The 22,703-nt window shown below is 72.0% G+C and carries 24 protein-coding genes; 11 read left to right on the top strand and 13 right to left on the bottom strand.

The annotated features are described in order from the left end of the window. Positions 1-121: 121 nt before the first annotated feature. From AB0I04_RS36575 to AB0I04_RS36555, 5 genes are all read right to left on the bottom strand, one after another. Positions 122-883, bottom strand: coding sequence for a sirohydrochlorin chelatase (locus AB0I04_RS36575; RefSeq protein ID WP_360895329.1), 762 nt, complete (start codon positions 881-883; stop codon positions 122-124). Further along, a complete protein-coding gene (locus AB0I04_RS36570; protein ID WP_360895326.1) occupies positions 865-1,578 on the bottom strand; it encodes a phosphoadenylyl-sulfate reductase in 714 nt (237 codons plus the stop codon). The genes AB0I04_RS36575 and AB0I04_RS36570 overlap by 19 nt, the downstream gene beginning before the upstream one ends. Continuing rightward, positions 1,575-1,751 (bottom strand): Insertion element protein, encoded by a 177-nt coding sequence (locus tag AB0I04_RS36565; RefSeq protein ID WP_360895323.1) that lies wholly within the window; start codon positions 1,749-1,751, stop codon positions 1,575-1,577. The genes AB0I04_RS36570 and AB0I04_RS36565 overlap by 4 nt, the downstream gene beginning before the upstream one ends. Next, positions 1,748-3,403 carry a nitrite/sulfite reductase gene (locus tag AB0I04_RS36560; protein WP_360895320.1) on the bottom strand — a complete coding sequence of 552 codons (1,656 nt, stop codon included), beginning with the start codon at positions 3,401-3,403 and terminating at the stop codon, positions 1,748-1,750. Before AB0I04_RS36560 ends, AB0I04_RS36565 begins: the two co-directional genes overlap by 4 nt. Before the next feature lie 336 nt (positions 3,404-3,739). Next, complete coding sequence (locus tag AB0I04_RS36555; RefSeq protein WP_360895317.1) at positions 3,740-3,898, bottom strand: hypothetical protein; 159 nt, start codon at positions 3,896-3,898, stop codon at positions 3,740-3,742. A 67-nt stretch (positions 3,899-3,965) separates the two neighbouring features. On the opposite strand from AB0I04_RS36555, the gene AB0I04_RS36550 reads away from it, so the two are divergent. From AB0I04_RS36550 to AB0I04_RS36540, 3 genes are all read left to right on the top strand, one after another. After that, on the top strand, positions 3,966-4,748 hold the full coding sequence (locus AB0I04_RS36550; protein WP_360895314.1) for a TIGR03084 family metal-binding protein: 783 nt from the start codon (positions 3,966-3,968) through the stop codon (positions 4,746-4,748). Between the two features lie 190 nt (positions 4,749-4,938). After that, positions 4,939-5,874 carry a YihY/virulence factor BrkB family protein gene (locus AB0I04_RS36545; protein WP_360895311.1) on the top strand — a complete coding sequence of 312 codons (936 nt, stop codon included), beginning with the start codon at positions 4,939-4,941 and terminating at the stop codon, positions 5,872-5,874. 240 nt (positions 5,875-6,114) lie between these two features. Then, the gene (locus AB0I04_RS36540) at positions 6,115-6,957 is read left to right on the top strand and encodes a TauD/TfdA family dioxygenase (RefSeq protein ID WP_360895308.1); all 843 of its coding nucleotides are present in this window, start codon (positions 6,115-6,117) and stop codon (positions 6,955-6,957) included. Here the strand turns inward: AB0I04_RS36540 and AB0I04_RS36535 are convergent. The 4 genes from AB0I04_RS36535 to AB0I04_RS36520 all read right to left on the bottom strand — a co-directional run bounded on the left by AB0I04_RS36535 (position 6,954) and on the right by AB0I04_RS36520 (position 11,861). After that, positions 6,954-7,421, bottom strand: a complete 468-nt coding sequence (locus AB0I04_RS36535) for a hypothetical protein (RefSeq protein WP_360895305.1) — start codon at positions 7,419-7,421, stop codon at positions 6,954-6,956. The genes AB0I04_RS36540 and AB0I04_RS36535 overlap by 4 nt on opposite strands. 184 nt (positions 7,422-7,605) lie before the next feature. Then, complete coding sequence (locus AB0I04_RS36530; protein ID WP_360895302.1) at positions 7,606-9,234, bottom strand: alkaline phosphatase family protein; 1,629 nt, start codon at positions 9,232-9,234, stop codon at positions 7,606-7,608. A gap of 228 nt (positions 9,235-9,462) precedes the next feature. Beyond that, positions 9,463-10,698 carry an iron uptake transporter deferrochelatase/peroxidase subunit gene (gene efeB / locus AB0I04_RS36525; RefSeq protein ID WP_360895299.1) on the bottom strand — a complete coding sequence of 412 codons (1,236 nt, stop codon included), beginning with the start codon at positions 10,696-10,698 and terminating at the stop codon, positions 9,463-9,465. Continuing rightward, positions 10,695-11,861: an EfeM/EfeO family lipoprotein gene (locus tag AB0I04_RS36520; RefSeq protein ID WP_360895296.1), complete on the bottom strand. Its 1,167-nt coding sequence runs from the start codon at positions 11,859-11,861 to the stop codon at positions 10,695-10,697. Before AB0I04_RS36520 ends, efeB begins: the two co-directional genes overlap by 4 nt. A 310-nt stretch (positions 11,862-12,171) precedes the next feature. Between AB0I04_RS36520 and AB0I04_RS36515 the strand changes: the two genes are divergently transcribed. Then, the gene (locus tag AB0I04_RS36515) at positions 12,172-13,083 is read left to right on the top strand and encodes a sucrase ferredoxin (RefSeq protein WP_360895293.1); all 912 of its coding nucleotides are present in this window, start codon (positions 12,172-12,174) and stop codon (positions 13,081-13,083) included. A gap of 104 nt (positions 13,084-13,187) precedes the next feature. Continuing rightward, positions 13,188-13,538 (top strand): WhiB family transcriptional regulator, encoded by a 351-nt coding sequence (locus AB0I04_RS36510; protein ID WP_360895290.1) that lies wholly within the window; start codon positions 13,188-13,190, stop codon positions 13,536-13,538. A gap of 80 nt (positions 13,539-13,618) precedes the next feature. On the opposite strand, the gene AB0I04_RS36505 is transcribed toward AB0I04_RS36510, so the two are convergent. Together AB0I04_RS36505 and AB0I04_RS36500 are read right to left on the bottom strand one after the other, a co-directional pair. After that, positions 13,619-14,206, bottom strand: coding sequence for an alpha/beta family hydrolase (locus AB0I04_RS36505; protein ID WP_360895287.1), 588 nt, complete (start codon positions 14,204-14,206; stop codon positions 13,619-13,621). A 17-nt stretch (positions 14,207-14,223) separates the two neighbouring features. Next, a complete protein-coding gene (locus AB0I04_RS36500; protein WP_360895284.1) occupies positions 14,224-14,871 on the bottom strand; it encodes a phosphoribosyltransferase family protein in 648 nt (215 codons plus the stop codon). A gap of 172 nt (positions 14,872-15,043) precedes the next feature. On the opposite strand from AB0I04_RS36500, the gene AB0I04_RS36495 reads away from it, so the two are divergent. Further along, a complete protein-coding gene (locus AB0I04_RS36495) occupies positions 15,044-15,745 on the top strand; it encodes a hypothetical protein (protein WP_360895281.1) in 702 nt (233 codons plus the stop codon). Positions 15,746-15,904: 159 nt separating this feature from the next. Here AB0I04_RS36495 and AB0I04_RS36490 read toward each other — a convergent pair whose 3' ends face one another. Continuing rightward, positions 15,905-17,461, bottom strand: coding sequence for a glycerol-3-phosphate dehydrogenase/oxidase (locus tag AB0I04_RS36490; protein WP_360895278.1), 1,557 nt, complete (start codon positions 17,459-17,461; stop codon positions 15,905-15,907). Then, complete coding sequence (locus AB0I04_RS36485) at positions 17,458-18,042, bottom strand: TetR/AcrR family transcriptional regulator (RefSeq protein WP_360895275.1); 585 nt, start codon at positions 18,040-18,042, stop codon at positions 17,458-17,460. The genes AB0I04_RS36490 and AB0I04_RS36485 overlap by 4 nt, the downstream gene beginning before the upstream one ends. 58 nt (positions 18,043-18,100) lie before the next feature. On the opposite strand from AB0I04_RS36485, the gene AB0I04_RS36480 reads away from it, so the two are divergent. From AB0I04_RS36480 to AB0I04_RS36460, 5 genes are all read left to right on the top strand, one after another. Next, complete coding sequence (locus AB0I04_RS36480) at positions 18,101-19,669, top strand: FAD-binding oxidoreductase (RefSeq protein WP_360895350.1); 1,569 nt, start codon at positions 18,101-18,103, stop codon at positions 19,667-19,669. Between the two features lie 66 nt (positions 19,670-19,735). Then, complete coding sequence (locus AB0I04_RS36475) at positions 19,736-20,623, top strand: YegS/Rv2252/BmrU family lipid kinase (RefSeq protein WP_360895272.1); 888 nt, start codon at positions 19,736-19,738, stop codon at positions 20,621-20,623. A 54-nt stretch (positions 20,624-20,677) separates the two neighbouring features. Beyond that, on the top strand, positions 20,678-21,505 hold the full coding sequence (locus tag AB0I04_RS36470) for a hypothetical protein (protein WP_360895269.1): 828 nt from the start codon (positions 20,678-20,680) through the stop codon (positions 21,503-21,505). An 86-nt stretch (positions 21,506-21,591) separates the two neighbouring features. Further along, positions 21,592-21,990, top strand: coding sequence for a YccF domain-containing protein (locus tag AB0I04_RS36465; RefSeq protein ID WP_360895266.1), 399 nt, complete (start codon positions 21,592-21,594; stop codon positions 21,988-21,990). 113 nt (positions 21,991-22,103) lie between these two features. After that, positions 22,104-22,643, top strand: coding sequence for a hypothetical protein (locus tag AB0I04_RS36460; protein ID WP_360895263.1), 540 nt, complete (start codon positions 22,104-22,106; stop codon positions 22,641-22,643). Positions 22,644-22,703: the final 60 nt, after the last annotated feature.

The raw sequence follows: 22,703 nt of genomic DNA, 5'->3' as shown, positions 1-22,703 counted from the left end.
GTCAGCCCGCCGCCACGACGCGCCGGAGCACAGGGAAGGCGTCAGCCGGCCGCCACGACGCGCCGGAGCACAGGGAAGGCGTCAGCCGGCCGCCGCGACGCGCCGGAGCACAGGGAAGGCGTCAGCCGGCCGCCGCGACGCGCTCGCCGCGCGTCAGGATCTCGCGATAGCGCTGCGACGTGATCTCCGCCACCTCCGGCGCGGCGCCCAGCACGGGCGAGACCGCCACCGCCCCGGCCTCCAGGGACTCCTCACGGACCTTGTCCGCGAAGTAGCCCGGGGCCAGGAAGTAGGACGCCATCGCGACTCGCGGCGCGCCCGCGTCGTACAGCATGCGTACGGCCTCGGCAGGGGTGGGACGGGCCGCGGAGGCGTACGCGGGGACGACGGAGTGCCAGCCGCGCCAGGCTCGCGCCATCCGGCCGATCGTCGCGTTCGCCGCCGGATCGCTGGAACCGGCGGCGGCGAGCACCAGAGCGGTGTCCGGGTCGGGGCGGACGCCGACCTCGGCGAGCCGCCGCTCCAGGGCCTTCGTCATCAGCGGATGCGGGCCCAGCGTCGTCCCGTAGTGCAAAGTCAGCCGGGGGTGGGCGCTTCGGACGTCGCGAAGCGCCCCCGGGATATCGGTCTTGCTGTGATACGCCGCGGTGAGCAGCAGAGGGAGCACGACGGCCTCGTCGGCCCCCTCGCCGACGAGACCACCGAGCGCCTGCCCCGGGGCCGGGGGAGCGTGGTCGAGATACGAGGTCACGACCCGCACCCCCGATGAACGACGAACAAGATCGAGAAGTTCCTCGATCGTCGCCGCCGCACGCGGATCCCGGCTCCCGTGGGCGACCGCGACCAGGGGGATCGCCGGAGTGCTCAGAGGTTGATGCCGCATTCGGTCTTTCCGGTGCCGGCCCAGCGTCCGCTGCGTGGGTCCTCGCCCGGCGCGACCTGCTTGGTGCAGGGCTCGCAACCGATCGACGGGTACCCGTCGTACTGCAGCGGGTTCACCAGGATGCCGTGCTCCTCGATGTAGTCGTGGAGCTGGGCCTGGGTCCAGCGGGCGAGGGGGTTGACCTTGACCTTCCCGCGCGCGGCGTTCCACTCGACCACGCGCGAGCCGCGCCGGTGTGAGGTCTCCTCGCGCCGGATGCCCGTGATCCACGCGAGGTACGGCTCGAGCGCGCGGTTCAGCGGCTCGACCTTGCGCAGGTGGCAGCACAGATCCGGGTTCCGGCCGTACAGCCGGGGCCCGAGGTCGCGCTCCTGCTCGGCGACGGTCCGGGAGGGGGTGACGTTGACCACGTTGACCGGGTAGACGGCCTCGACGGCGTCCCGCGTGCCGATCGTCTCGGCGAAGTGGTAGCCGGTGTCGACGAACAGCACGTCGATGCCGGGGCGGACCTTCGAGGCGATGTCGACCAGCACCGCGTCCTTCATGGACGACGTGACGCAGATCCGGTCACCGAAGGTCGCGATCGCCCAGCGGATGATCTCTTCGGCGGAGGCCTCCTCCAGCGCGTCGGCGGCCGATTCGACGATGTCGGTCAGGTCGAGCGCCGCAGGAGCGCGCTCGTACAGGAGCGTCATTCCGAACCCTCCCGTCTGGGAGCACCCGTGGTGCTGAGCGCACCGAGGCCGACGAACCGCAGCCGGAACGCCCGGGTGCAGGCCCGGCAGTGCCAGCCGCCGTCGCTCTCGTACGGCTCCAGGTCCTCGTCTCCGCAGTAGGGGCAGTAGAAGGGGACGGCTCGCTCGGTCACTTCAGGTCACCTTCCTCCGCACGCTGCACCCACGCGGCGAAGGACTCGCCGTCGTGCCTACCCTCCTGGAACCTGCGCAGCACCCTCTCCACGTAGTCGGGCAACTCCTCCGCGGTGGTCTTCAGTCCACGGATCTTCTTGCCGAACTCCCCGCCGATCGAGCCGCCCAGGTGCACCTGGTAGCCCTCGACCTGGGCGCCGTTCGCGTCGGTGACCAGCTGGCCCTTCAGGCCGATGTCGGCGGTCTGGATGCGCGCGCAGGAGTTCGGGCAGCCGTTGATGTTGATCGTCAGCGGCTCGTCGAAGTCCGGCAGGCGCTGCTCCAGCTCCTCGATCAGGTCCATGCCGCGCTGCTTGGTCTCGACGATGGCGAGCTTGCAGAACTCGATGCCGGTGCAGGCCATCGTCTGACGGCGGAACGTCGACGGGTGGACCCGCAGGTCGTGCGCCTCCAGCTCGGCGGCCAGCGCCTCGGTCCGGTCCTCCGGGACGTCCAGGATGACCATCTTCTGCTCGGTGGTCGTGCGCACCCGGCCGGAGCCGTACTCCTCGGCCAGGTCCGCGATGACGTGCAGCAGGTCGCCGTCGACGCGGCCGACCTTCGGCGCGAAGCCGACGTAGTAGCGGCCGTCGCGCTGCCGGTGGATGCCGACGTGGTCGCGGCGGTCGTCCCGGGGCCCTCCGGGCGCCGGTCCGTCCGCCAGCGCGTACCCGAGGTACTCCTTCTCCAGGACCTCACGGAACCGCTCCGGGCCCCAGTCGTTCATCAGGAACTTCAGCCGCGCGCGGTGCCGGAGCCGGCGGTAGCCGTAGTCGCGGAAGATGCCGGCGATGCCCGCCCAGACCTCGTGGGCCTGCTCCGGCCGGATGAACGCTCCCAGCCGCTTGGCGAACATCGGGTTGGTGGACAGGCCGCCGCCCGCCCAGACGTCGTAGCCGACCTCGCCCTTGTCGTTCACCACGCCGACGAACGCGATGTCGTTGATCTCGTGGACCGTGCACTGCGCCGTGCAGCCGGACAGGGCCGACTTGAACTTCCGCGGCAGGTTGGAGAAGTCGGGGCTGCCGATGTACCGGTCGTTGATCTCGCGGATCTGCGGCGTCGCGTCGATGACCTCGTCGGCGTCGATCCCGGCGAGCGGGCAGCCGAGGATGACCCGGGGCGTGTCGCCGCAGGCCTCGGTGGTGTCCAGCCCGACCGACTCCAGGGCCTCCCAGATGGCCGGGACGCTCTCGATCTCGATCCAGTGCAGCTGGATGTTCTGCCGGTCGGTGATGTCCGCCGTGCCGCGGGCGTACTTCGAGGAGACGTCGGCGATCGTGCGCAGCTGGTCGAGGTTCAGCTGGCCGCCGTCGATCCGGACGCGCAGCATGAAGTAGCGGTCGTCGAGCTCTTCGGGCTCGAGGACCGCCGTCTTGCCGCCGTCGATGCCGGGCCGGCGCTGCGTGTACAGGCCGAACCAGCGGAACCGGCCCCGCAGATCCGCGGGGTCGATCGAGTCGAAGCCGGCCTTGGCGTAGATGTCGATGATGCGACGACGGACGTTCAGTCCGTCGTCGTTCTTCTTGTTCTCTTCGTTCTTGTTGAGCGGTTCGCGATAGCCCAGGGCCCATTGGCCCTCGCCTCGTTTCCGCTGCAGACGGGGTGGCATCGTGCGCGTCCTCCGTGGTGGTGGGGGACACGTAGCACGCCGGCAGGTCGCACTGCTGGCTCAACGCTGAGCTAAAGGGGTGACACCGGCATACCGCGCGCCCATGAGGCAGTGGCGGTGATCAGGCGTCAACGACAGATGGCGCTGCCCACACGGAGGTAGTCAACGTGCCGGCGCATCACCAGCAACGGATTCGCAGCAGCCATACACCGATGATGACATGTGGTTCGATGACTGTCCAACTCTGTCCGGAATGCGGACGAACGTCACATTGGCGCGCCACGGCCCGCTCTGGGCGTGCCGATCCGCCGCGGCGCGGACCCGTCGCGGCCGGTCTCAGCCCTGTCGCAGCCAGTTGACGTCCGGTTCGGTGCCGTCGCCGGACGCGGACCGCTCCTCGGCAGGGGCGGGTTCGGGCGGCAGGTGCTGGCACTCGCACCACGAGCCGCCCCGGCACTCGTCGTGCCGCCGCTCGCGACACGCTTGGCAGATCACCCCTTCATTGTGCCCGCCGTCACCCGCGTACGGCGATGACCGAACCCGATTCTGTACGCTGTGGCCCGTGGCCGTTGCGATGGACGAACTGCTCACCGATCTGCGCGAGGAGACGGGCGACCTCGAGCGACTCCTGAAGCCCGAGGCGTGGGACCTGCCCACCCCCGCCGAGGGATGGACCGTACGCGACCAGGTCATCCACCTGGCGTGGTTCGACGAGGCGGCCGTACGCGCCGTGACCGACCCCGACGCGTTCCGCGAGGAGGTCCGCACGCTGGTCGCGGAGGGCTTCGACACGGACCGGATCATCACCGAGCGGCGCTCCATGCCCGGCGAAGAGGTCCTGGACTGGTTCCGGACGGCCCGCGGCCGGATGGTCGAGGCCCTGGCCGGCCTGGAGCCGAAGGCGCGGATCCCCTGGTACGGACCTGACATGGGGGCGGCCTCGTTCGCCACCGCCCGCCTGATGGAGACCTGGGCGCACGGACAGGACGTGGCCGACGCCGTCGGCGCCGGCCGCGCGCCCACCGACCGGCTCCGCCATATCGTCCAGATCGGCGTGCGAACGCTGCCGTGGAGCTTCGCCGTCCACGGCAGGCCGGTCCCGGAGGCACCGGTGCGCGTGGAACTCACCCTCCCGAGCGGCGCCCGCTGGGCCGCGGGCCCGGAGGACGCCGCCGACCTCGTCCAGGGGCCGGCGTTGGACTTCTGTCTGGTCGTCACGCAGCGACGGCACCGGGACGACGTGGACCTCACGGTCGCCGGCCCGGTCGCCGAAGAATGGCTGGACGTCGCGCAGGCGTTCGCCGGACCGCCCGGAAACGGGCGGCTGCCAGGGCAGTTCGCCTGACATGTGACGATCGTCACAGCTTGCCGATGCGTCCGTCGCGCGAACGGGGTCATCTGATCGAAGAGCCTTCGCTTCCCCGTCAGGGACGGGGATTCCGGTTCCCTCCGGGGCCGGGCGGCCGGCCGAAGGTGATCGGCGAGATGAGCCTCATGCACCACTCTGGGTGCGTAAGCCCCTACTGTAGATCGTCATGACCACCGCCTCCGACGCTCGGACCGGCGTTGCCGAGGCGTCCGTCGTCTCCCGTGTGCGCGCGGCCCTCTGGCAGATCCTCCGGGGCACCGCCGTGTCGGCGTTCCGCTACCGGGTGACCGGCCTGGCCGCGGAGGCGGCGTTCTTCACGCTCCTGTCGCTGCCGCCCCTGGCTCTGGGGCTGATCGGCATGATCGGCCACTTCCGGAACGTCCTGGGCGCCGCGACGATCGCCGAGACCCGTAAGTGGGTGCTGGACCGTGCGGAGACGGTGCTCACCGCGAAGACCGTGAAGTCCGTGGTCGAACCCCTTCTCGACGAGGTCCTGCGCGGCGGCAAGGTCGGGATCGTCTCGCTGAGCTTCCTGATCTCCCTCTGGGCCGGATCCCGGGCGCTCAACGTCTACGTCGACACGATCACCATCGCGCACGGCCTGTCGGGCGTCCGCGGCGTGATCCGGACCCGCCTGCGCGCGTTCTTCCTCTACCTCGCCGGGCTCGGCGTCGGCCTCGTCATCATTCCCGTCCTGGTCGCCGGGCCGACGCTGGTGCTGCACTGGGTCCCGGCCGGCGCCGCGGTCGTGCGCGTTCTCTACTGGCCGATTCTCATCATCGTCGCCATCATCTTCCTCGCGTTGCTCTACCACCTCAGCGTTCCGGTACGGACGGCGTGGTGGCGCGAGGTCCCGGGCGGGGTCACCGCCCTGGCCATCTGGGCGCTCGGCAGCCTGATCCTCCGGCTCTACCTGGACGGCTCCACGTCGGCGGTGTCGGTGTACGGGTCACTGGGGGCGGCCATCGCCGTGCTCGCCTGGCTGTACGTCACCGCGCTCGCCGTCCTGATCGGCGCCGCGCTGAACGCCGAGATCGACAAGCTCTGGCCGGGGGAGTTCACCTCTCGCGCCCGCCTGGAGGACGACGCCTCCGAGGGCTGATCCGCGCCGCCTACGGGCCCTGATCCCACGCCGCCTCCGAGGGCTGATCCATGCCGCCTACGGGGCGCCGATCCCAGGCCGCCTCCGGGAGCCGATCCACGCCGCCGTCCGCGGCCGCTCCACCTGTCTCCGACGTGACGTCGGGCACGCCATCGCGCCGAGGGGTGGTCAGACGTGCGGAAAAGTGGCAACCTAGCGATTGCTTGTTTAGGGCGGGGTTCACCGACGGAGGCTCCCGACATGATCGAATTTCATCCCGTAACACGGCACATCGGCGCCGAGGTGACAGGGCTGGACCTGCGCAAACCACCGTCGGACGAGGAGGCCGCGGAGATCCGCCGGGGCCTGCTCGAGTACCTGGTCCTGTTCTTCCGCGATCAGGAGATCACCGACGAGCAGCACCTGGCGTTCGCCGAGCGGTTCGGCACGCTCAACGAGCCGCCGATGAAGACGTCGGCGAGCGCGATCCACATCCTCGACCAGAAGGATCCCAAGGGTGAGGGCGGGGACTCCTGGCACAGCGACAACACCTTCATGAAGGTGCCCCCGATGGGGTCGTTGCTGCGCGCGGTGATCCTGCCGGACGTCGGCGGCGACACCAACTGGGCCAACATGTACCTCGCCTACGAGTCACTGCCCACGTCGATCCAGCGACTGTGCGACGAACTCGAGGCCGAGCACGACCTCACGATGTCGGTGTCCAAGGCCATCAACAAGGGCCACCAGCTGGACCTGGCCGAGATGCAGCGCAAGTGGCCGCCCGTACGGCACCCGGTCGTGCGCGTCCACCCGGAGACCGGGCGCAAGGCGCTGTTCGTCAACCGCAGCTCGACGACCCGCCTGGTCGGCCTCGACGACCGGGAGAACGAGGCACTGCTCCCACTCCTCCAGGACGCCGTCCGCTCGCCGGAGTTCCAGGTCCGGCTCAAGTGGCGGGTCGGCACGCTGGCGTTCTGGGACAACCGGCCCACTCAGCACTACGCGGTCGCCGACTACACCCAGCGCCGCAAGATGCACCGCGTCACGATCAACGCGCCCGCCGAGATCGACGATGGCGTCCCCAAGGGGCCTCGGTCGCGCTAAGAGCCGATGCGGTCCATCGCGGTCGAGGGCGTCGTCCCGGTCGGGAACGGCTGGGGCGGGGCCGTACGCCGCAGCGCGGCGGACGCCTCGCCGTCGTCCACGGCCAGTCGCCGGGCGAGTTCGACGAGGGCGCCGGCCTGCGCCACCGGCGCCCAGGCGGCCAGGAGGTTCATGGCGTCGGGCAGGCTCTCGGCGAAGACGTGCTCGACGACGTTCCCGGCGTTGCCCTCGAGCTGCAGCAGGAACTGCAGCGGAGGCTTCTCGCGGGAGTAGACCGCCAGCGTGACCGGGGTCGTGGCGAACTCCTCGTCGCCGATCCGGCACCACGCTTCGAAGCCGAGCGCGGCCATCGCGGCGTACACGTCGCCGCCCTGGGGGTCGCACGCCGCCATCACCGGATCCTCGCGCTCCGTCCACTCGCCGTTGACCAGGCACCATGCGGGGACAGGCTCCATCGCGATCACAGCGTCACGTTAGGACGCCGCCGGAGCGCTCGCGAGGACGCCACGCCATGAGCCCCGGGGTGGGACGCTCCAGCCGCGTCGCAGGACGGGCGGATGGTGCGTCCCGGGAGGAGCCGAACCGGCGCCCGTACGGGGGAAGCCCCCGCCGAGGCGGGGGCTTCCGGGAAAAGGTGGTGAATGCGGATCAGCCGGAGACCGGAGCGCCGGTCTTCGGGTCGAGGATCAGCTTGCCGGCACGCGGGTGCCAGAAGTTGAACATGCCCCACAGGCCGCCGGCCCGCTGGTCGAACGACGAGTCGCCGATCCGGCCGGTGCCCCAGTTGTCCTCGATGAACTTCAGCACCGACGTCTGCTCGGTGTAGCTGTGGTCGACGTGGTTGACCTTCGAGTACGGCGAGACGACGAGGAGCGGGAGACGCTGGCTGGGACCGCAGCGGTCCTGGTAGCCACCGGCCACCTTGGCCTTGCCGCACAGCGCCGTGTCCGCCGTGGAGTCGGTCGACCCGCCCCGGATCTTCGGAGCCTTGTGGTCGTACCAGCCGTCGGAGTCGTCGTAGGCGATGACGACCGCAGTGGACTTCCACTCCGGCGACTTCTGCAGCTTGTTGATCGTGCCCGCGATGAACTGCTGCTCGTCGAGCGGGTCGGAGTAGCCGGCGTGGCCGTCCTGGTACTCGGCCGCCTTCAGGAAGCTGACCGCGGGCAGGTTGTGCGCCGCGAGCGCCGAGTCGAAGTCGCTCAGGTCGTACTGGTGGTTGGCCTGGTCGGTCCGGCCGATCGCCGAGACCGAGGACGGCGGCAGGTGCTTCTCGTTCGCCGTCGACTTGTAGTACTGGAACGGCTCGTGGTGCGGGCTGTAGTCGGTGGCCGCGATGCCGCCGACGTTCTGGTGCGACGCGCCGCAGACGGCGTATCCGTTGGCGTTACCGGTGGGCCGGAAGCCGCCCTGGAACCAACCCCAGCTGACCTTCTTCTTGTTGAGCAGGTCGCCGATGTTGCTTCCGTTCATCACGGCCAGGTTGTTCTTGGACGTGTGGTTCTTGTCGGAGCAGTCGTCGTACGCCGGGTCAGGGTCGTTGATGACCGTGCCGACGCCGTTCTTGTCGGGGGACTGCACGACGTAGGAGTCGCTGACCTTCTCGTGCTTGACCGGGTCGACGGCGTAGCCGCCGTGGGTCTGGCCGGAGATGAGGTTGAGCGCACCCGGGGTGGAGGGCCCGAAGACCGTGTCCCAGGAGTTGTCGCTCATCGCGTAGTGCTGCGCGTAGTTCCACAGCCCGGTGACGGTGTTGCCGTCGTAGTAGTCCATGACCAGGCCGGGCTCACCGAACAGCACCGGCTGGCCGGTGCACTTGTCCGTCTCGGTGTTCTGGACGAACTTGTCCATCGCGCCGCCGTTGACGGCCTTCTGCTCGGCCCCGTACCCGTGGTCCTGGTCGCAGGTCATCGCCTGCTGAGGCGTGAGGCGCTTCGGGTTGTACTGGTTCGGGTTATGCGTGAGCAGCTTCTTCGTCAGCCCGTTGACCCGAGGCGTGTTCCGCGCGGCGGTGAACTTCGTACCGTCGGTGTTGGCGGCCTTCGGGTAGGTGCCGAAGTAGTGGTCGAACGAGTTGTTCTCGTCGAACAGCACGACGACGTGCTTGATCGGCGTGGCCGTGCGGACGGTGGACGCCTCGGCCGCGGTCAGCGAGGCGCCCTGGTGCTTCTCCCCACTCGCCCAGCTCGGTGCCGTGGCGAGCGCGAGCGCTCCGGCCGCGGCCACCGAGCCGGCGATCAACGCCGTCCGGCGGCCCTTCCACTTTCCGGGACCCATCGTGTTGCCTCCTGAAGTTGTGAAACGCCGGTCCTCCAACGGAGTCCCGGTCCAGCCGGGATCCCATCGAGTCGCGTCGACGATCACGCTGACGTTTGGTGACGAGAATGTGAACAGGTCACCATGGCTCCGTCAAAAGTCTTTAGCTGATCTTTATCCGATCTCGAGCGCCTTTGTCCCTGAAACGGAGTCATTCGCCCTCTTCGGGACTTCATGCCCCGCACCGGGTCAGCCCAGGAGGGTGCGGGCGAAGAAGTCCGTGGAGTCCCGGACGCCGGGCAGCGCGAAGAAGTAGCCGCCGCCGAACGGCCGGATGTAGTCGGTGAGCGGCTCGTCCTTGAGCCTCCCCTGGACCGCCGCGAACTGCCGGGCGATGTCCTGCTGGTAACTGGTGAAGATCAGCCCCATGTCGAGGTCGCCGACCGCGTCCACGCCCCGGTCGTAGTTGAAGCCGCGGCGCAGGATCCGGCTGTCGGCGCTCTGCGGCGTCCGGGGGTTCGCCAGCCTGATGTGACTCGTCAGCGGGATGACCTTGCCGATCGGGTCGTCGGTGTAGTGAGGCTCGTCCAGCTCGTGGTTCCCGTCGAGGGGCGCTCCGGTGTCCCGGCTACGGCCGAACATCTGCTCCTGCTCGGCGAGCCCGACGCGATCCCAGAACTCCACGAGCATTCGAATGAGCCGGATCACGAGGTACGAGCCGCCGGCCGTCCAGGCCGGTTCCGGCGCGCTCCGGCCCTTCCCGGTGGTGCCCGGGGCCGCCCAGACCAGGCTGCTCATCTCGCGCGCGTCCGTGGCGTCGGGATTGGCGATGCCGTCCTTGAACCCCATGAGGTTGCGCGGGGTGCCGCTGGGCCGGGGCGGGCTGGCGAAGCCGTTCATCCGCCACCGCACCTGCATGGCGCCGCGCGTGTGCCGGGCGACGTCGCGCAGCGCGTGCACGACCGTGTCCTCGTCGTCGGCGGACAGCTGCAGGCTGAGGTCGCCGTGGCACCACGCCGACTCGAGCGCGTCATTGGGGAACGTGGGCATCGCCGTCAGCCCGGGCGGCCTGCGGCCCGCCAGGCCGTACCGGTCGTCGAACAGCGACGCGCCGACGCCGGCCGTCACCAGCAGCCCGGCCCCGGGCACGTCGGGCCCGAGCACGCCGGAGTCGGCGGGCGGCGCGGAGATGCCGGTGTCGCCCGGCGCTCCTCCGCCGGTCAGCGCGCGGGCGCGGTCGGTCAGCGTCCGGAACAGCTCGGTCAGCTCGCTGCGGCCGGAGGCGATGACGTCGAAGGACACGACGATGGTCCGCCGCCGCGGCCGCTCGACGATGCCCGCCTGGTGCGCCCCGTGGAACGGCCGCGTCGCCGTCTCGGCGGCTCCATCGGGCAGCGCCGCGCCGGCGGCGGACGGACCGGCCACGGCCCCGGCCACACCGGCGGCCAGAGCACCGCGCAGGAAGGATCGACGGTCGGTCATCATCCCCCGCTTCCCTGGGAGCTCCGCCGTGGGGCGCAGATCGTGGCGATCGAGGCGAGCCGTTCGAGGAGCTCGCCCGCCGTGCCGTTCAGGCGCTCGCGGTCGGCCGGCGAGAGCCGGTCGACGGACGACCGTCCCTTCAGCAGCGCGGCCATCCGGTCCATCCAGGCATCGACCTCGGTCAGGCCCGGGTAACGGGGGCGCAGCAGCGGGCGGAGCACGTTCACCAGCTCCCGGGTGCCTTCAAGATCGGCCTCGGCCGTGCGCAGCGTGGTGCCGCTGCCCTGGTCGGCCTCGCCGGTGAGCTGGAACTGCAGGGTGTTCTCCAGGATCTCGTGCGCTCGTAGAGGCAGGTCGCCCGGGTCGATGCGCTGGTTCGGGAAGTCGGACCGCAGGGCGCGGACGTCCCGGGCGAGACGGTCGGTGACGCGGGCCAGCGAGGAGGCGGGCTCGCCGTGCCACAGGCCGTACTCCACGCGGTGGAATCCGGTGAAGCCGGGATCGTGTACTCCTCCGGGCAGTCCCTCGGGGCGGCCGTTGATCTGGCCGTCGAAGTCGCCGAAGGTGCCGTACGCCGCCCCGAGGCGTTCGTAGGCCATGTGCGCGGGGATCCAGGCGGCGCGCGCCGCGTCGAGGTCGCCGTCGTCGACGGCCGAGCGGAGAGCGTCGGTGCGCTCCACCAGGCGGTCGAGGCCCGCGGTGACGTACGCCTGGTACGAGCGCGTGGGCGCGTAGAGGTCGTTCTCGGAGACGGGGATGATCCCGGGGGTGCCGCGTCCGGAGCCGGTGATCCGGGTCACGGGGCCCGTGACGGGGCCGGCGGGCCCGTCCTCGACGCAGCGGAAGGCGTACGCGCCCGGGCCGAGCGTGATCCGCAGCGTGCGGGTGGTCCTCGGCCCCAGGCCCTCGACCTCGGCGTAGACGGCGCCCGTCGCGGGGTCGATGAGGGTGACGCCGGCCGTGGTGGCGTCGTCGTTGCGCAGCGGCAGTGCCTGCGGGCCTTCCCGCAGCGCGGGGCGGCCCGTACCGCAGCCCGTCATCCCCGCCTCGATCGCGGGCGTAGACCGCGCCTGCGCCGCAGGACGCGCCAGGTCACCGGCCGCGACGAGCAGCAGCGCCGCTCCAGCGACGAGCGCGGGAGCGTGCATCGAGACTTTCGTCACCATCGTCCTCAACAAGGGCCTTACCACGCGGGAACGTGCTCCGTCCGCGTCGGCCGGCGGCCTAGGGCGTGTCCGGTGGATCTCCGTCCGGCTGCGCGGGAGGCCACTGTACGACGCCCGGGATCGCGTTCTCGCGGGTATCCCTGGGCCCGGCCGGGTGTGCGTCGTCGGTTCACCACCCCGTCACCGTCGCGTCACCATGGCTCTTGGGTTTTCGGGGACGTTAGATCCGGCGAGGAAGGGTTAGGTTAGGGTTACCTAATCGGATCGGCGTCGGCCGATCCCCGACGTCATCCGATCGACGGGGGACTCCTTGGCGGACCGCCGCTGCGCCCATTGCCCCGGAAGCCACACCGGGGAGCGCCCGTGCCTGGCCAGCGCCACGACGAAGGCGCGCTCGTGGCTGCTCGTCGAGCACCCGGGCCCCTGGGCCGAACGGATCGAGGACACCGACCTGCCCGATCCGGTCGCCGAGGCGCTGGCGCGGGCCGCGCGGCATGGCGTGCGCGCCCAGTTCATCCGGGTTCCGGGCCGGCGTCGCGCGACGCCTCCGCTGTGGGTGTACACCGGGTTCTCCGGCGACACCGCCCCGGACGGCCGACCCGTGACGCCGTGGCTGGAGGGGCGGGAGCTGGCCGATCCGGCGGAGCTGGAAAGCCTGGACCTGGCGTCCGTGGCCGCGGGGCGCGCCCCCGGGTTCGGCTCACCGGTCGCCGATCCGCTGCTGCTGGTCTGCGCCCACGGGCGGCGGAACGCCTGCTGCGCGCGCACCGGCGCGCCGCTGGCCCGCGCCCTCGGCGAGCGCTTCGGCGATCAGGTGTGGGAAACCACACACGTCGGAGGCGACCGCTACGCCGCCAATCTCGTCTGTCTCCCGCACGGCCTGTACTACGGGGACCTGGACGAACAGCGCGCCGTGGCCGCCGCGCGGGCGTACCATCGCGGCGAGGTGACGCTCGACCGCTACCGCGGCCGGGCGGGCCTGCCCGAGCCCGTGCAGGCCGCCGAGCACTTCGTTCGCGCGCACACCGGGATCGTCGCGGTGGCGGACGTGGCAGTGGAGTCCATGATCGCCGACACCGCCGTCGTGCGCGCCGGCCTGGAGCGATACCGCGTCCGGGTCGAGCGCGTGGACCCCGGCGCGTGCGGTCCGGGATGTTCGGAGAACCTCGCCACGTATGTTAAAAGGGAGGTGGCCCTTCTCAACGGGGCGGCCCTCGTGTAGCCTCGCTGAGGCCCTATTCGTCGTTCCTACACGGACACGGCGGCTCTCAGGGAACATCACGGCCCTTCAAGACGTTGCAAGGTTTTGCGCGCGTTCTTACTGATATGGCGCCCGTGACCGAAATTTGCTCACCCAGCAAGCTACGAGGTGGTAGTTCTATGGCTCAGGTACGTCGGCAGGCAAACCTCCCCCGTCCCAGCTGGGGCTGGCAGGACGCTGCCGAGTGCCGGGGGGAGGACCTCATCCTGTTCTTCGGCCCTGACGGCGAGCGTCAGCCGGAGCGTGAGATCCGCGAGCGTAAGGCCAAGGCCGTGTGCATGCGCTGCCCCGTGCGCACCGATTGTCTTGACTACGCCGTCTCCCGGCCCGAGAAGTACGGCACTTGGGGCGGTCTGAACGAAGACGAGCGCGCTTCCGAGCGCCGCCGTCGCATGCGTCGCGCCAACGCCGCGTAGCGTCCCCCCGCTACCTGCGGTTTCGCGACCGGGCCCCGAACGCGGGCCGACCGGCCAGAGTGCCGGGCAATCCAGAATTTTCACCCCCTCATATGGCGGGCGAACCAGTTTTCCGCGAGCCGGGCGACCTCCTCGAGAGCGCCCGGCTCGGCGAACAGGTGGCCCGCACCGGGTACCACGACGATCGCCTTTTCGGCCGGCATCCGCGCGGCCGCCCGCTCGTTCAGCGAGAGCACTTCCAGGTCGCGTCCGCCCACGATCAACAGTGTAGGCGCACGTACGACCGCTAGAGCCTCGCCGGCGAGGTCGGGGCGGCCGCCCCGGGACACCACGGCCGCGACGTCGTCCGGGCGTTCGGCCGCTGTGACCAGGGCCGCAGCCGCTCCCGTACTCGCCCCGAACAACCCCACCGGCCGGGTCGCGGCCCAGCCCACGACGGCGGAAAGTCGTCGTGCGAGCAGCGGAATGTCGAAGCGCAAGCGGGCCGTCCGGGTGTCTTCGAGCTCCTCGTCCGGCGTGAGCAGATCGAACAGAAGAGTGCCGAACCCCGCCGTGTTCAGTGCGGCGGCGACCTGCCGGTTGCGCGGGCTGCGGCGGCTGCTGCCGCTGCCGTGCGCGAAGACCACCAGACCGCGTTCGCCGTCGGTCAGGTCCGCTTCGAGCGACACGCCCGCCGCCGGGATCCTCAAAGCAGCCTCTGCACGTCTTCGTCGGACAGCTGGTCGAAGTGGACGTACCACTGGCCCACCGCGCGGAACGTCCAGGGGGCGGCCAGCACCACGATCTCGTCCGCGTCGCCGGCCAGCGCCTTGACCGTCTGGGCCGCTCCGACCGGCACCGCGAGCACGAGCCGTGCCGGATCTCCCGCCCGGACCGCCGCGAGCGCGGCACGCGCCGTCCCGCCGGTGGCCAGCCCGTCGTCGACGACCACGACGTCCCGTCCCTTGACGGGCGGCAGCGCCTGGTCTCCCCGGTACGCCGCGATCCGGCGCCGCAGCTCGGCCCGCTCGCGCCGTACCGTCTCCTCCAGGTCCCGCTCGGTCAGGCCGACGCGGCGCATGAGGTCGGCGTCGAAGACCGGATCCCCGCCCTCGGCGATCGCTCCGACGCCCAGCTCCGGCTGGCTCGGACAGCCGATCTTGCGTGTCACCAGGACCTCGAGTGGCGCGTCCAGGCGGCGCGCGATCTCGCGGGCCACCGGAACGCCGCCGCGCGGCAACGCGAGGACGAGCGGATCGGCCAGGCGTAGAGGCATGATCTGCTCCGCGAGCAACCGTCCGGCCTCCGCCCGGTCGGTGAAGGGCAGCCGTACTCCCTGACGGCTCCAACCCACGATGAACCACCCCGCGCTCGTCAGCGGCCTTTCTCCTTCAAGCCCTACCCCACGGTGGAGAGGTGCATCCGGCCGTCCGCCGGGTAGGAGTACTTAAAGCACAATCCCCCACTAATCGGACAGATCCGCGCGGCGCTGCCCCCGGAGCGGATCGCGCGAAGGGGGGAGGCGTGTGAGCCGCGCCGAGGGACCGTACGGCGGCAACGCTCCCGTATCCGACCAATGGGGCCTCCGCTTCGTCGACCGCCTGCGCGCGGACCGGACGCTCTCCGGCGACGATCTCGTCGAGCCCTCGCATGAGCGGGTGGACACGCTCATCCGCCGCCTGTTCGCGGTCGGCCTCGGGCTGAACGGCGCACTGGGTCATATCCAGCAGCACGTTGACGAGGAGGGGGCCGTCCGGATGATCCACCAGGCGATCACCGGCCTGGACGAGGCGATCAAGGACTTCCGGAGCGCGGTGCTCGACCTCTGGCCGCCGGTCCGGGCCGCTCCCGGCGGCATCCGCTCGATCATCGTACGAGCGGTCGAACGCGCCAACGGTCCGGGCGCCGCGTATCCCATGATCATCTTGAGTGGCGGGACGGACTTCCCGGATGGACGGATCGCGCACCAGGTCGGCGCGGTCCTCCAGGAGATCTTCGACCTGATTCCCGCCGACCGGCTGGGGAGCGCGCGGGTGGAGATGGCCTCCGACCCCTGCCCACCCGGCCGGCTCACCGTGCACATCGACGTTCCGGGCGCGGACCTGGGCGACGTCGCCGCCCGTCTCGGCACCGCCTACGAGCCGCGCGTCACCGTCTCCAGCGAGGCCGTGACGGCGCCGGCGTCACGGTCGTACATCCACCTCGAATACCTCGCTCCGGCGCAATGAATTCGGCGGGCGACCCGGCAGGGGTCCACCACCGACGACCCTCCACGGACGGCCCCTGAACGGCCGCCGTACGCGGCTAGGGCTTGCCTCAAGGTCCCCGTCCGCAGCGAGCGTCGCCTGGGTGCGGCGCAGTGGGACAGCGGGCTTTGAGACAGGCCCCTAGCGGGAGCCGGTGCCGGCCGGGGTGTGCGCGAGGGCGCGGCGGGCGGCGGGGAGGGCGGCCTCCCGGTCCTCGGCGATGAGGCCGATACGGGTGCGGCGGTCGAGGAGGTCCGACTCATCGAGGGCGCCTTCGTGCAGGACCGCCCAGACCAGTTCGGCGCCGATGGTGGCCGAGCCCGGCGCGACGGGCTCCAGCAGCGACGGGTCCGCCGCCGCGAGCGCGGCGACGTCGGGAGCCTCCGCGCCGTAGCGCCGCACCAGGTGCGCCGGCGCGGTCAGCCGGCCGAGCTCCGGACCGGTCGCGGCGCCGATGAGCGGCAGGCGGGCCGTACGGCAGGGCCCGGCCGTGAGGCCGCGCTCCTCGATCGCCGCGTCCAGCGCGTCCTCGGCCATCCGGCGGTAGGTGGTGAGTTTGCCCCCGACGATCGTGACGACGCCGTTCGCGCCCCTCAGTACGGCGTGCCGCCGCGACAGGTCGGCGGTCCGGCCGCCGGGGCCGTCGAGCAGCGGACGCAGCCCGGCGTACGCGCCCGCGACGTCGGAGCGGCGCACCGGCACCTCCAGCGCCGAGTCGACGAGGTCGAGCAGGAACCCGATCTCGGCCTCGGTCGGCTGCGGCACGTCCGGGATCGGGCCGTCCGCGGGCTCGTCAGTGAGGCCGACGTACACCCGGCCGTCCTCCTGCGGCAGGACGAGCGCGAACCGCCCGGACGCCCCGGGCACCGGCAGGTGGAGTCCGGACAGCGGCGCGCCGAGCGCCTCGGCCCGCAGCACGAGGTGGGTGCCGCGGGAGGGCCGCAGCCGTACGCCCTCGGCGAGTCCGCCCGCCCACACCCCGGTCGCGTTGATCACCGCGCGGGCCCGGATGACGAGCTCCTCCCCGGTCTGCTCGTCCCGGATGTGCGCGCCGTCTTCGGTGAGGGCCAGGGCCCGGCAGCGGGTGACGATCCGCGCGCCGTGCGCGGCGGCCGTCCGCGCGATCGCGGTGACGAGGCGTGCGTCGTCGGTGAGCTGGCCGTCCCAGGACAGGATGCCGCCGCGCAGCCCGTACGAGCGCAGCGCCGGCGCGAGACGCAGCGTTTCGACCGCGGACAGGCGGCGCGGCCGGGGGAGGACCGCCCGGGGCGTGCGCGCGGTCAGCCGGAGCAGGTCGCCGGCCCGTATCCCGGCCATCGCCGCCGCGGCCGAGGAACCGGAGACCAAGGGCGTGAGCGGCAGCACGAACGGCAGCGCCCGTACGAGGTGCGGCGCGGTGTGCTCCATCAGCACGCCGCGTTCGACGGCGCTCTCGTGCGCCACGCCGACCTGCCCGGAGGCCAGGTAGCGGAGGCCGCCGTGCACGAGCTTCGAACTCCAGCGCGACGTGCCGAAGGCCAGGTCGTGCGCGTCGATCGCGGCCACGGACAGGCCGCGCGACGCGGCGTCGAGGGCGGCCCCGGCGCCGGTCGCGCCGAGCCCGACGACCAGGACGTCGACGACCTCGCCCTCGGCGAGCGCCGCGAGGTCGGAGGCGCGGCGGGCGGTGTTGAGGGAGGACGTGGCGGGGGGTGTCATGGGGTGAGGTACCTCTCGAGGATCTGGCGCAGCTCCTCGTCGAACGCCTCCGGTGACAGGTCCGGGCCGCCGTCGGTGACGATGTGCCCGGACATGGCGAAGGACTGCACGATGAGCAGGACGGCGCGGGCCTGTCGCGTGGGGTCGTCGGCGCGGATGGTCCCGTCACGGTGGCCGGCGCGCAGGGTCTTCTCGAAGGCGCGCAGCATGGCGTCCTGGCTGGTGCCGCGCCGCTGGAGGAGATAGGGCAGCAGGATCTCGGGGTCCACCTCGAGGATCTTGAGGAACAGCGGGTGCTCGCGGAGCGCCGCGACCCCGGCGACGAGGGCATCCACCGCGCGGGGGCGGACCGGGCCGCCGTCGGCGGGCGGGGCGACGGGGGCGACCACGCCGGCCCATTCGCGGGTCATGAGGTCGGCGACCAGGGTGCGCACGTCCGGCCAGCGCCGGTAGATCGTCATGCGGGACACGCCGGCGCGGCGGGCCACGTCGGTGAGCGTCGTGCGCGTTACCCCCACCGCGAGGACGCAGTCGCGGGCGGCGTCGAGCATCGCGTCCTTCTTGTGACGAATGGACGTCATATGTCACAGTGTAAATCGGAGGAACGTCCGGAAGGAAGGGGAAGAGGCCGTGCCGGCGATGCTGTGGAACGGCTGGGGCGATCCGGAACGGGCCACGCGACTGCCCGACTCCGTCGTCGGGCTGCTGCGCGAGCTGCTCGGTGTCCGGCCGGACCCGGTCCCGCCGGTGCCCCTGAATGACGTGGCGCCGCCCGCGCCGCGCGCCTGCGCACGGGCCCTGGAAGAGATCGTGGGCCCCGGCCACGTGCGGACCGACGACGAGGCGCGGATCCGGCACACCCGCGGCAAGTCCACCCCGGACCTGCTGCGCATCCGCGCGGGCGATGCGCGCGACGCCCCGGACGCCGTCGTGCTCCCCGGCGACCACGAGGAGATCCTCGCGGTGCTGGAGCGGTGCTCGCGCGAGCGGATAGCGGTCGTCCCCTTCGGCGGCGGCACGTCGGTCGTCGGCGGGCTCACGGCGGAGGGGGAGTCGTTCGCCGGGGTCATCGCGCTCGACCTGCGCCGCCTCGACCGGCTCACCGCCCTCGACGACGTGTCGCGCATGGCGACGCTGCAGGCCGGCATGCGCGCCCCGCGCGCCGAGGCGCTGCTCGCCGAGCGGGGTTACACGCTCGGCCACTACCCCCAGTCCTACGAGTGGGCGACCATCGGCGGGTTCGCCGCGACGCGGTCGTCCGGCCAGGCGTCGGCGGGGTACGGCCGGTTCGACGAGATGGTCGCCGGGCTCACCGTCGCGACCCCGCGCGGCACCCTGACCCTCGGCCGGGCGCCCAAGTCCGCCGCAGGCCCCGACCTGCGCCAGCTCGTGCTCGGCTCCGAGGGCGCCTTCGGCGTCATCACGGACGTGACCGCGCGGGTCCGCCCGCTGCCGGAGGCCCGCCGGTACGAAGGCTGGCGGTTCGCGTCGTTCGCGGAGGGCGCCGCCGCCGTACGGGCCCTCGCCCAGGACGGGCCGCAGCCGACCGTGCTCCGGCTGTCCGACGAGACCGAGACGATGATCGGCCTGGCCCGGCCCGACGAGATCGGCGAGGCGAACGGCGACGGCTGCCTGGCCGTCTGCGGGTACGAGGGCGCGACGGAGGAGGTGGCCGGGCGCCGCGCCGGCGCGCACGCCGTCCTGCGCGCGCACGGCGGGGAGCCGCTGGGCGAGGGCCCGGGGGAGAGCTGGGCCGCCGGGCGATTCTCCGCGCCGTACCTCCGCGACGCCCTGCTCGACGTGGGCGCCCTCGCCGAGACCCTGGAGACCGCCGGGTTCTGGTCGAATCTGCCCCGGCTCCAGGAGACGGTGCGGCTGACGCTCGCCCGCGAACTCCCGTCCTCCCTGGTGATGTGCCACATCTCGCACGTCTACCGCGACGGCGCCTCGCTGTACTTCACCGTGGTCACCGCCCAGGGCGACGAGCCGCTCGCCCGGTGGGGGCGCGCCAAGGCCGCCGTCAACGACGCGATCATCGAGGCGGGCGGCACGATCAGCCATCACCACGGCGTCGGCACCGACCACCGCGACCGGCTCGTCGACGAGATCGGGCCGCTCGGCGTCGAGATGCTCCGGGCGGTCAAGGACCGGATCGACCCGGCGGGGATCCTCAACCCGGGCGTCCTGGTCCCTCCCGCCCTGGGATAGCCGTACGATCCGGCGGAGGGCCCGCACGCTGCCGGGCCTGCGGGTATCGGGAGAAGGGTGCTGAGGATGCGATCGTTCACCGCCGTGGTGAACCCTGCGGCGGGCGGCGACGCGGCCGCCCGGCTCATCCCCGTCGCGCGGCTGCTGCGCGAGGCCGGCGCGGAGATGACGGTGGAGTACAGCCGCAGCCTCGAGCACGCGGCCGAGCTCGCGCGCACGGCGGCGGACAAGGGCCACGCGGTCATCGCCGCGGGCGGTGACGGCATGGTCGGCGGGCTGGTCGGGGCGCTGGCGGGCACCGACGGCCTCCTCGGCATCCTGCCCGCGGGCCGCGGTAACGACTTCGCGCGCCAGCTCGGCCTGCCCGACGAACCGGACCGGCTCGCCGCGCTGCTGCTGGAGGCCGAGCCCCGGCGGATCGACGCCATCGAGGTGACGTCGCCGGACGGTGCGAAGCGGGTCGTCGCGGGCAGCGTGTACGGCGGGGTCGACTCCGTCGCCAACGCCCACATCAACCGGCTGACCCGGCTGCCCGGCCCGCTCGCGTACTACCTCGGCCCGCTGCGCGCGATCGCCACCTGGCGCCCGGTCTCGTACCGGATCACCGTGGACGGCGAGCTCCATGAGGAACGCGGCTACACGGTCGTCGTCGCGAACTCCGGGTACTACGGCTACGGCCTGCACATCGCGCCCGACGCGGCGGTCGACGACGGGCTGCTCGACGTCGTGATCATCCGGCACGCGCCCAAACGGCTGTTCTTCGCCGTCATGCGGGAGCTGCCGCAGGGCACGCACGTGCGCCGCCCGGAGATCGAGGTCCTGCGAGGCCGCGAGGTGGTGATCGAGGCAGACCGGGAGATTCCGTACGGAGCGGACGGCGAGCTGCTCGGCGTGCTCCCGGCGACGGCCCGGGTGCTGCCCGGCGCCCTCAACGTCATCGCCGATCCGGCCTGACACTTGACGTGGGGTTTACCGCTCCGAGACGGGGACGGCGGTACGTTCCCCGGTGTGATCCGTGATTCGGGGGCGATCACTGTGAAGCACGCGCTGGCCGCGCTGGCGGGCATCGCGGTGGGTTTGCCGGTCCTGGCGGCCCTGGCGTCCAGACAGGACGGGCAGCCCGCCGGAGGGCTGCCGGCCCGGTACGTTCCGTGGGCCCGCGTCGGGCACCGCGTCCCGACGGCGTTCCCGGACCGGCGCGCGCCGGAACACCCGCCCGCCCGCACACCCACCCGGTACGGGCCCGCGCGGGCGATGCCGGCCCCCTCGGTCCGGACGACGCTCCGCGGCCCGACTCCGTACCGCCGGCCCGGCCCGAGCCCGTACCGCGCCCCGACCGACGACCGCGGCCCGAGCCAGGCCTCTCCGCGCGACGCCGACCGGACGCCCGTGGAGGGGCTCGTCCGGACGCCGGAGCCGAGCGGATCGCCGCCCGGTGAACGCCCGAAACACCCGGTCGACCTGGAGCTGTCCATCGCCGCGCCGCCGACGGTCCGGCCCGGCGGCCGGTTCTCGTACTCGATCCGCCTGACCAACCACGGCCCCGGCACACCCGGGCCGATCACGGTGCGCAGCGCTCTGCCGGCCGGCACCGTACGGACCGGCGCCTGGCTGCCGACCGGCGTCGACGGGTACACCAGCACGCGAGAGGCCGCCCTCATCGTGCGCCGGCTCGAACCCGGCAGGTCGCTGGCCGCGCGGTTCGACGTCAGGGTGCTGCCGGCGACCCGCGGCGAACTCGTCGCGCGGGGCCGGATCGCCGCGATCGGCGGTGGCTCGGACCGCGACCCCGACGACGACGCGGCGCAGGTGTCCACCGTCGTGCGAACCCACTGAGCCGGCGAGCGGCGGTCGGGGAACCGGAGGCGGTGATCGCGCGTCTGACCGGATGACCGACACTGGTCAGGAGGAGAGCAGGGGACATGCGGACGATCCTGAACGTCATCTGGCTGGTCTTCGCCGGGTTGTGGCTGGCGCTCGGCTACTTCCTCGCCGGGATCATCTGCTGCATCCTCATCATCACCATTCCGTTCGGAATTGCCGCCTTCCGGATCGGGGTGTTCGCGCTGTGGCCGTTCGGCAAGACGGTGGTGCGGCGCGGCGACGCGGGGGTGATGTCCGCGATCGGCAACGTGATCTGGTTCTTCGTCGCCGGGCTCTGGCTGGCCATCGGCCACGTCCTCACCGGGCTCGCCCTGTGCATCACCATCATCGGCATCCCCCTCGGGCTGGCGAACTTCAAGCTGATTCCGGTGTCGCTGCTGCCGCTGGGACGTGAGATCGTCTCCACCGACGACCCGCGGGCCTTCATGGTGGGCTGACGCGCCTCCGGATCGGCCGGCGCTCACCGGGGCCGACTCCGCCGGGTGATAAAGATCATCCTCTCCTCCCGCGCTCTGGACAGGCGCTGGCCCGCAGGGACACACTTGGCCCCATGTCAGCGGCCACGCCGTTGCCCAAGCAGGGCGACGTGTTCTTCGACTCCCGGGGAGCGGACCGCGCGCTGCGGCTGAGTCGCCACCCCGACGCCGGCGTCGTCGTGCTGAGTCTCTGGAACGGCGGCGTGTGTCAGGGCACCTTCCGGATGCCGGTCGACCAGATCGCCGCGTTCGCGGAGACGCTGCTCAGCGTGGCGCCCGAGGCCAGACCGCGGTTCCCGCAGACCGGTCAGTACGAGCCGCCCGCGGAGCAGCACGAGCCCGGCCCCGGCGGCCCGTACCCGCAGTACGGACCGCCGCCCGCCGAACGGCACGAGCCCGCGCCCGGCGGCCAGTACGAGCCGCCGGCCGCCGATGGGTACGAGCCGCAGCCCGAGGGCCGCTACGAGCCCGGGCCCGGGGTCCAGTACGCGTCGTACGAACCACAGCCGGCGGGCCGGTACGAACCGGAGCCCGCGGGCCGTCGCGCACCGGAGTCGGTGGACGGGTACGGCCAGCCGCCCGCCGGTTCGCACGAGCCGCCGACGATTCCCTGACCCGCGAGCGTTCTCGACAGGTCGGACGAGCTGGCCGGAATGTGTCGAACACCGGTCATA

This window comes from Actinoallomurus sp. NPDC050550, assembly GCF_040655075.1.
Taxonomy (GTDB): domain Bacteria; phylum Actinomycetota; class Actinomycetes; order Streptosporangiales; family Streptosporangiaceae; genus Actinoallomurus.
This window is presented reverse-complemented; position numbering and strand designations above follow the sequence as displayed.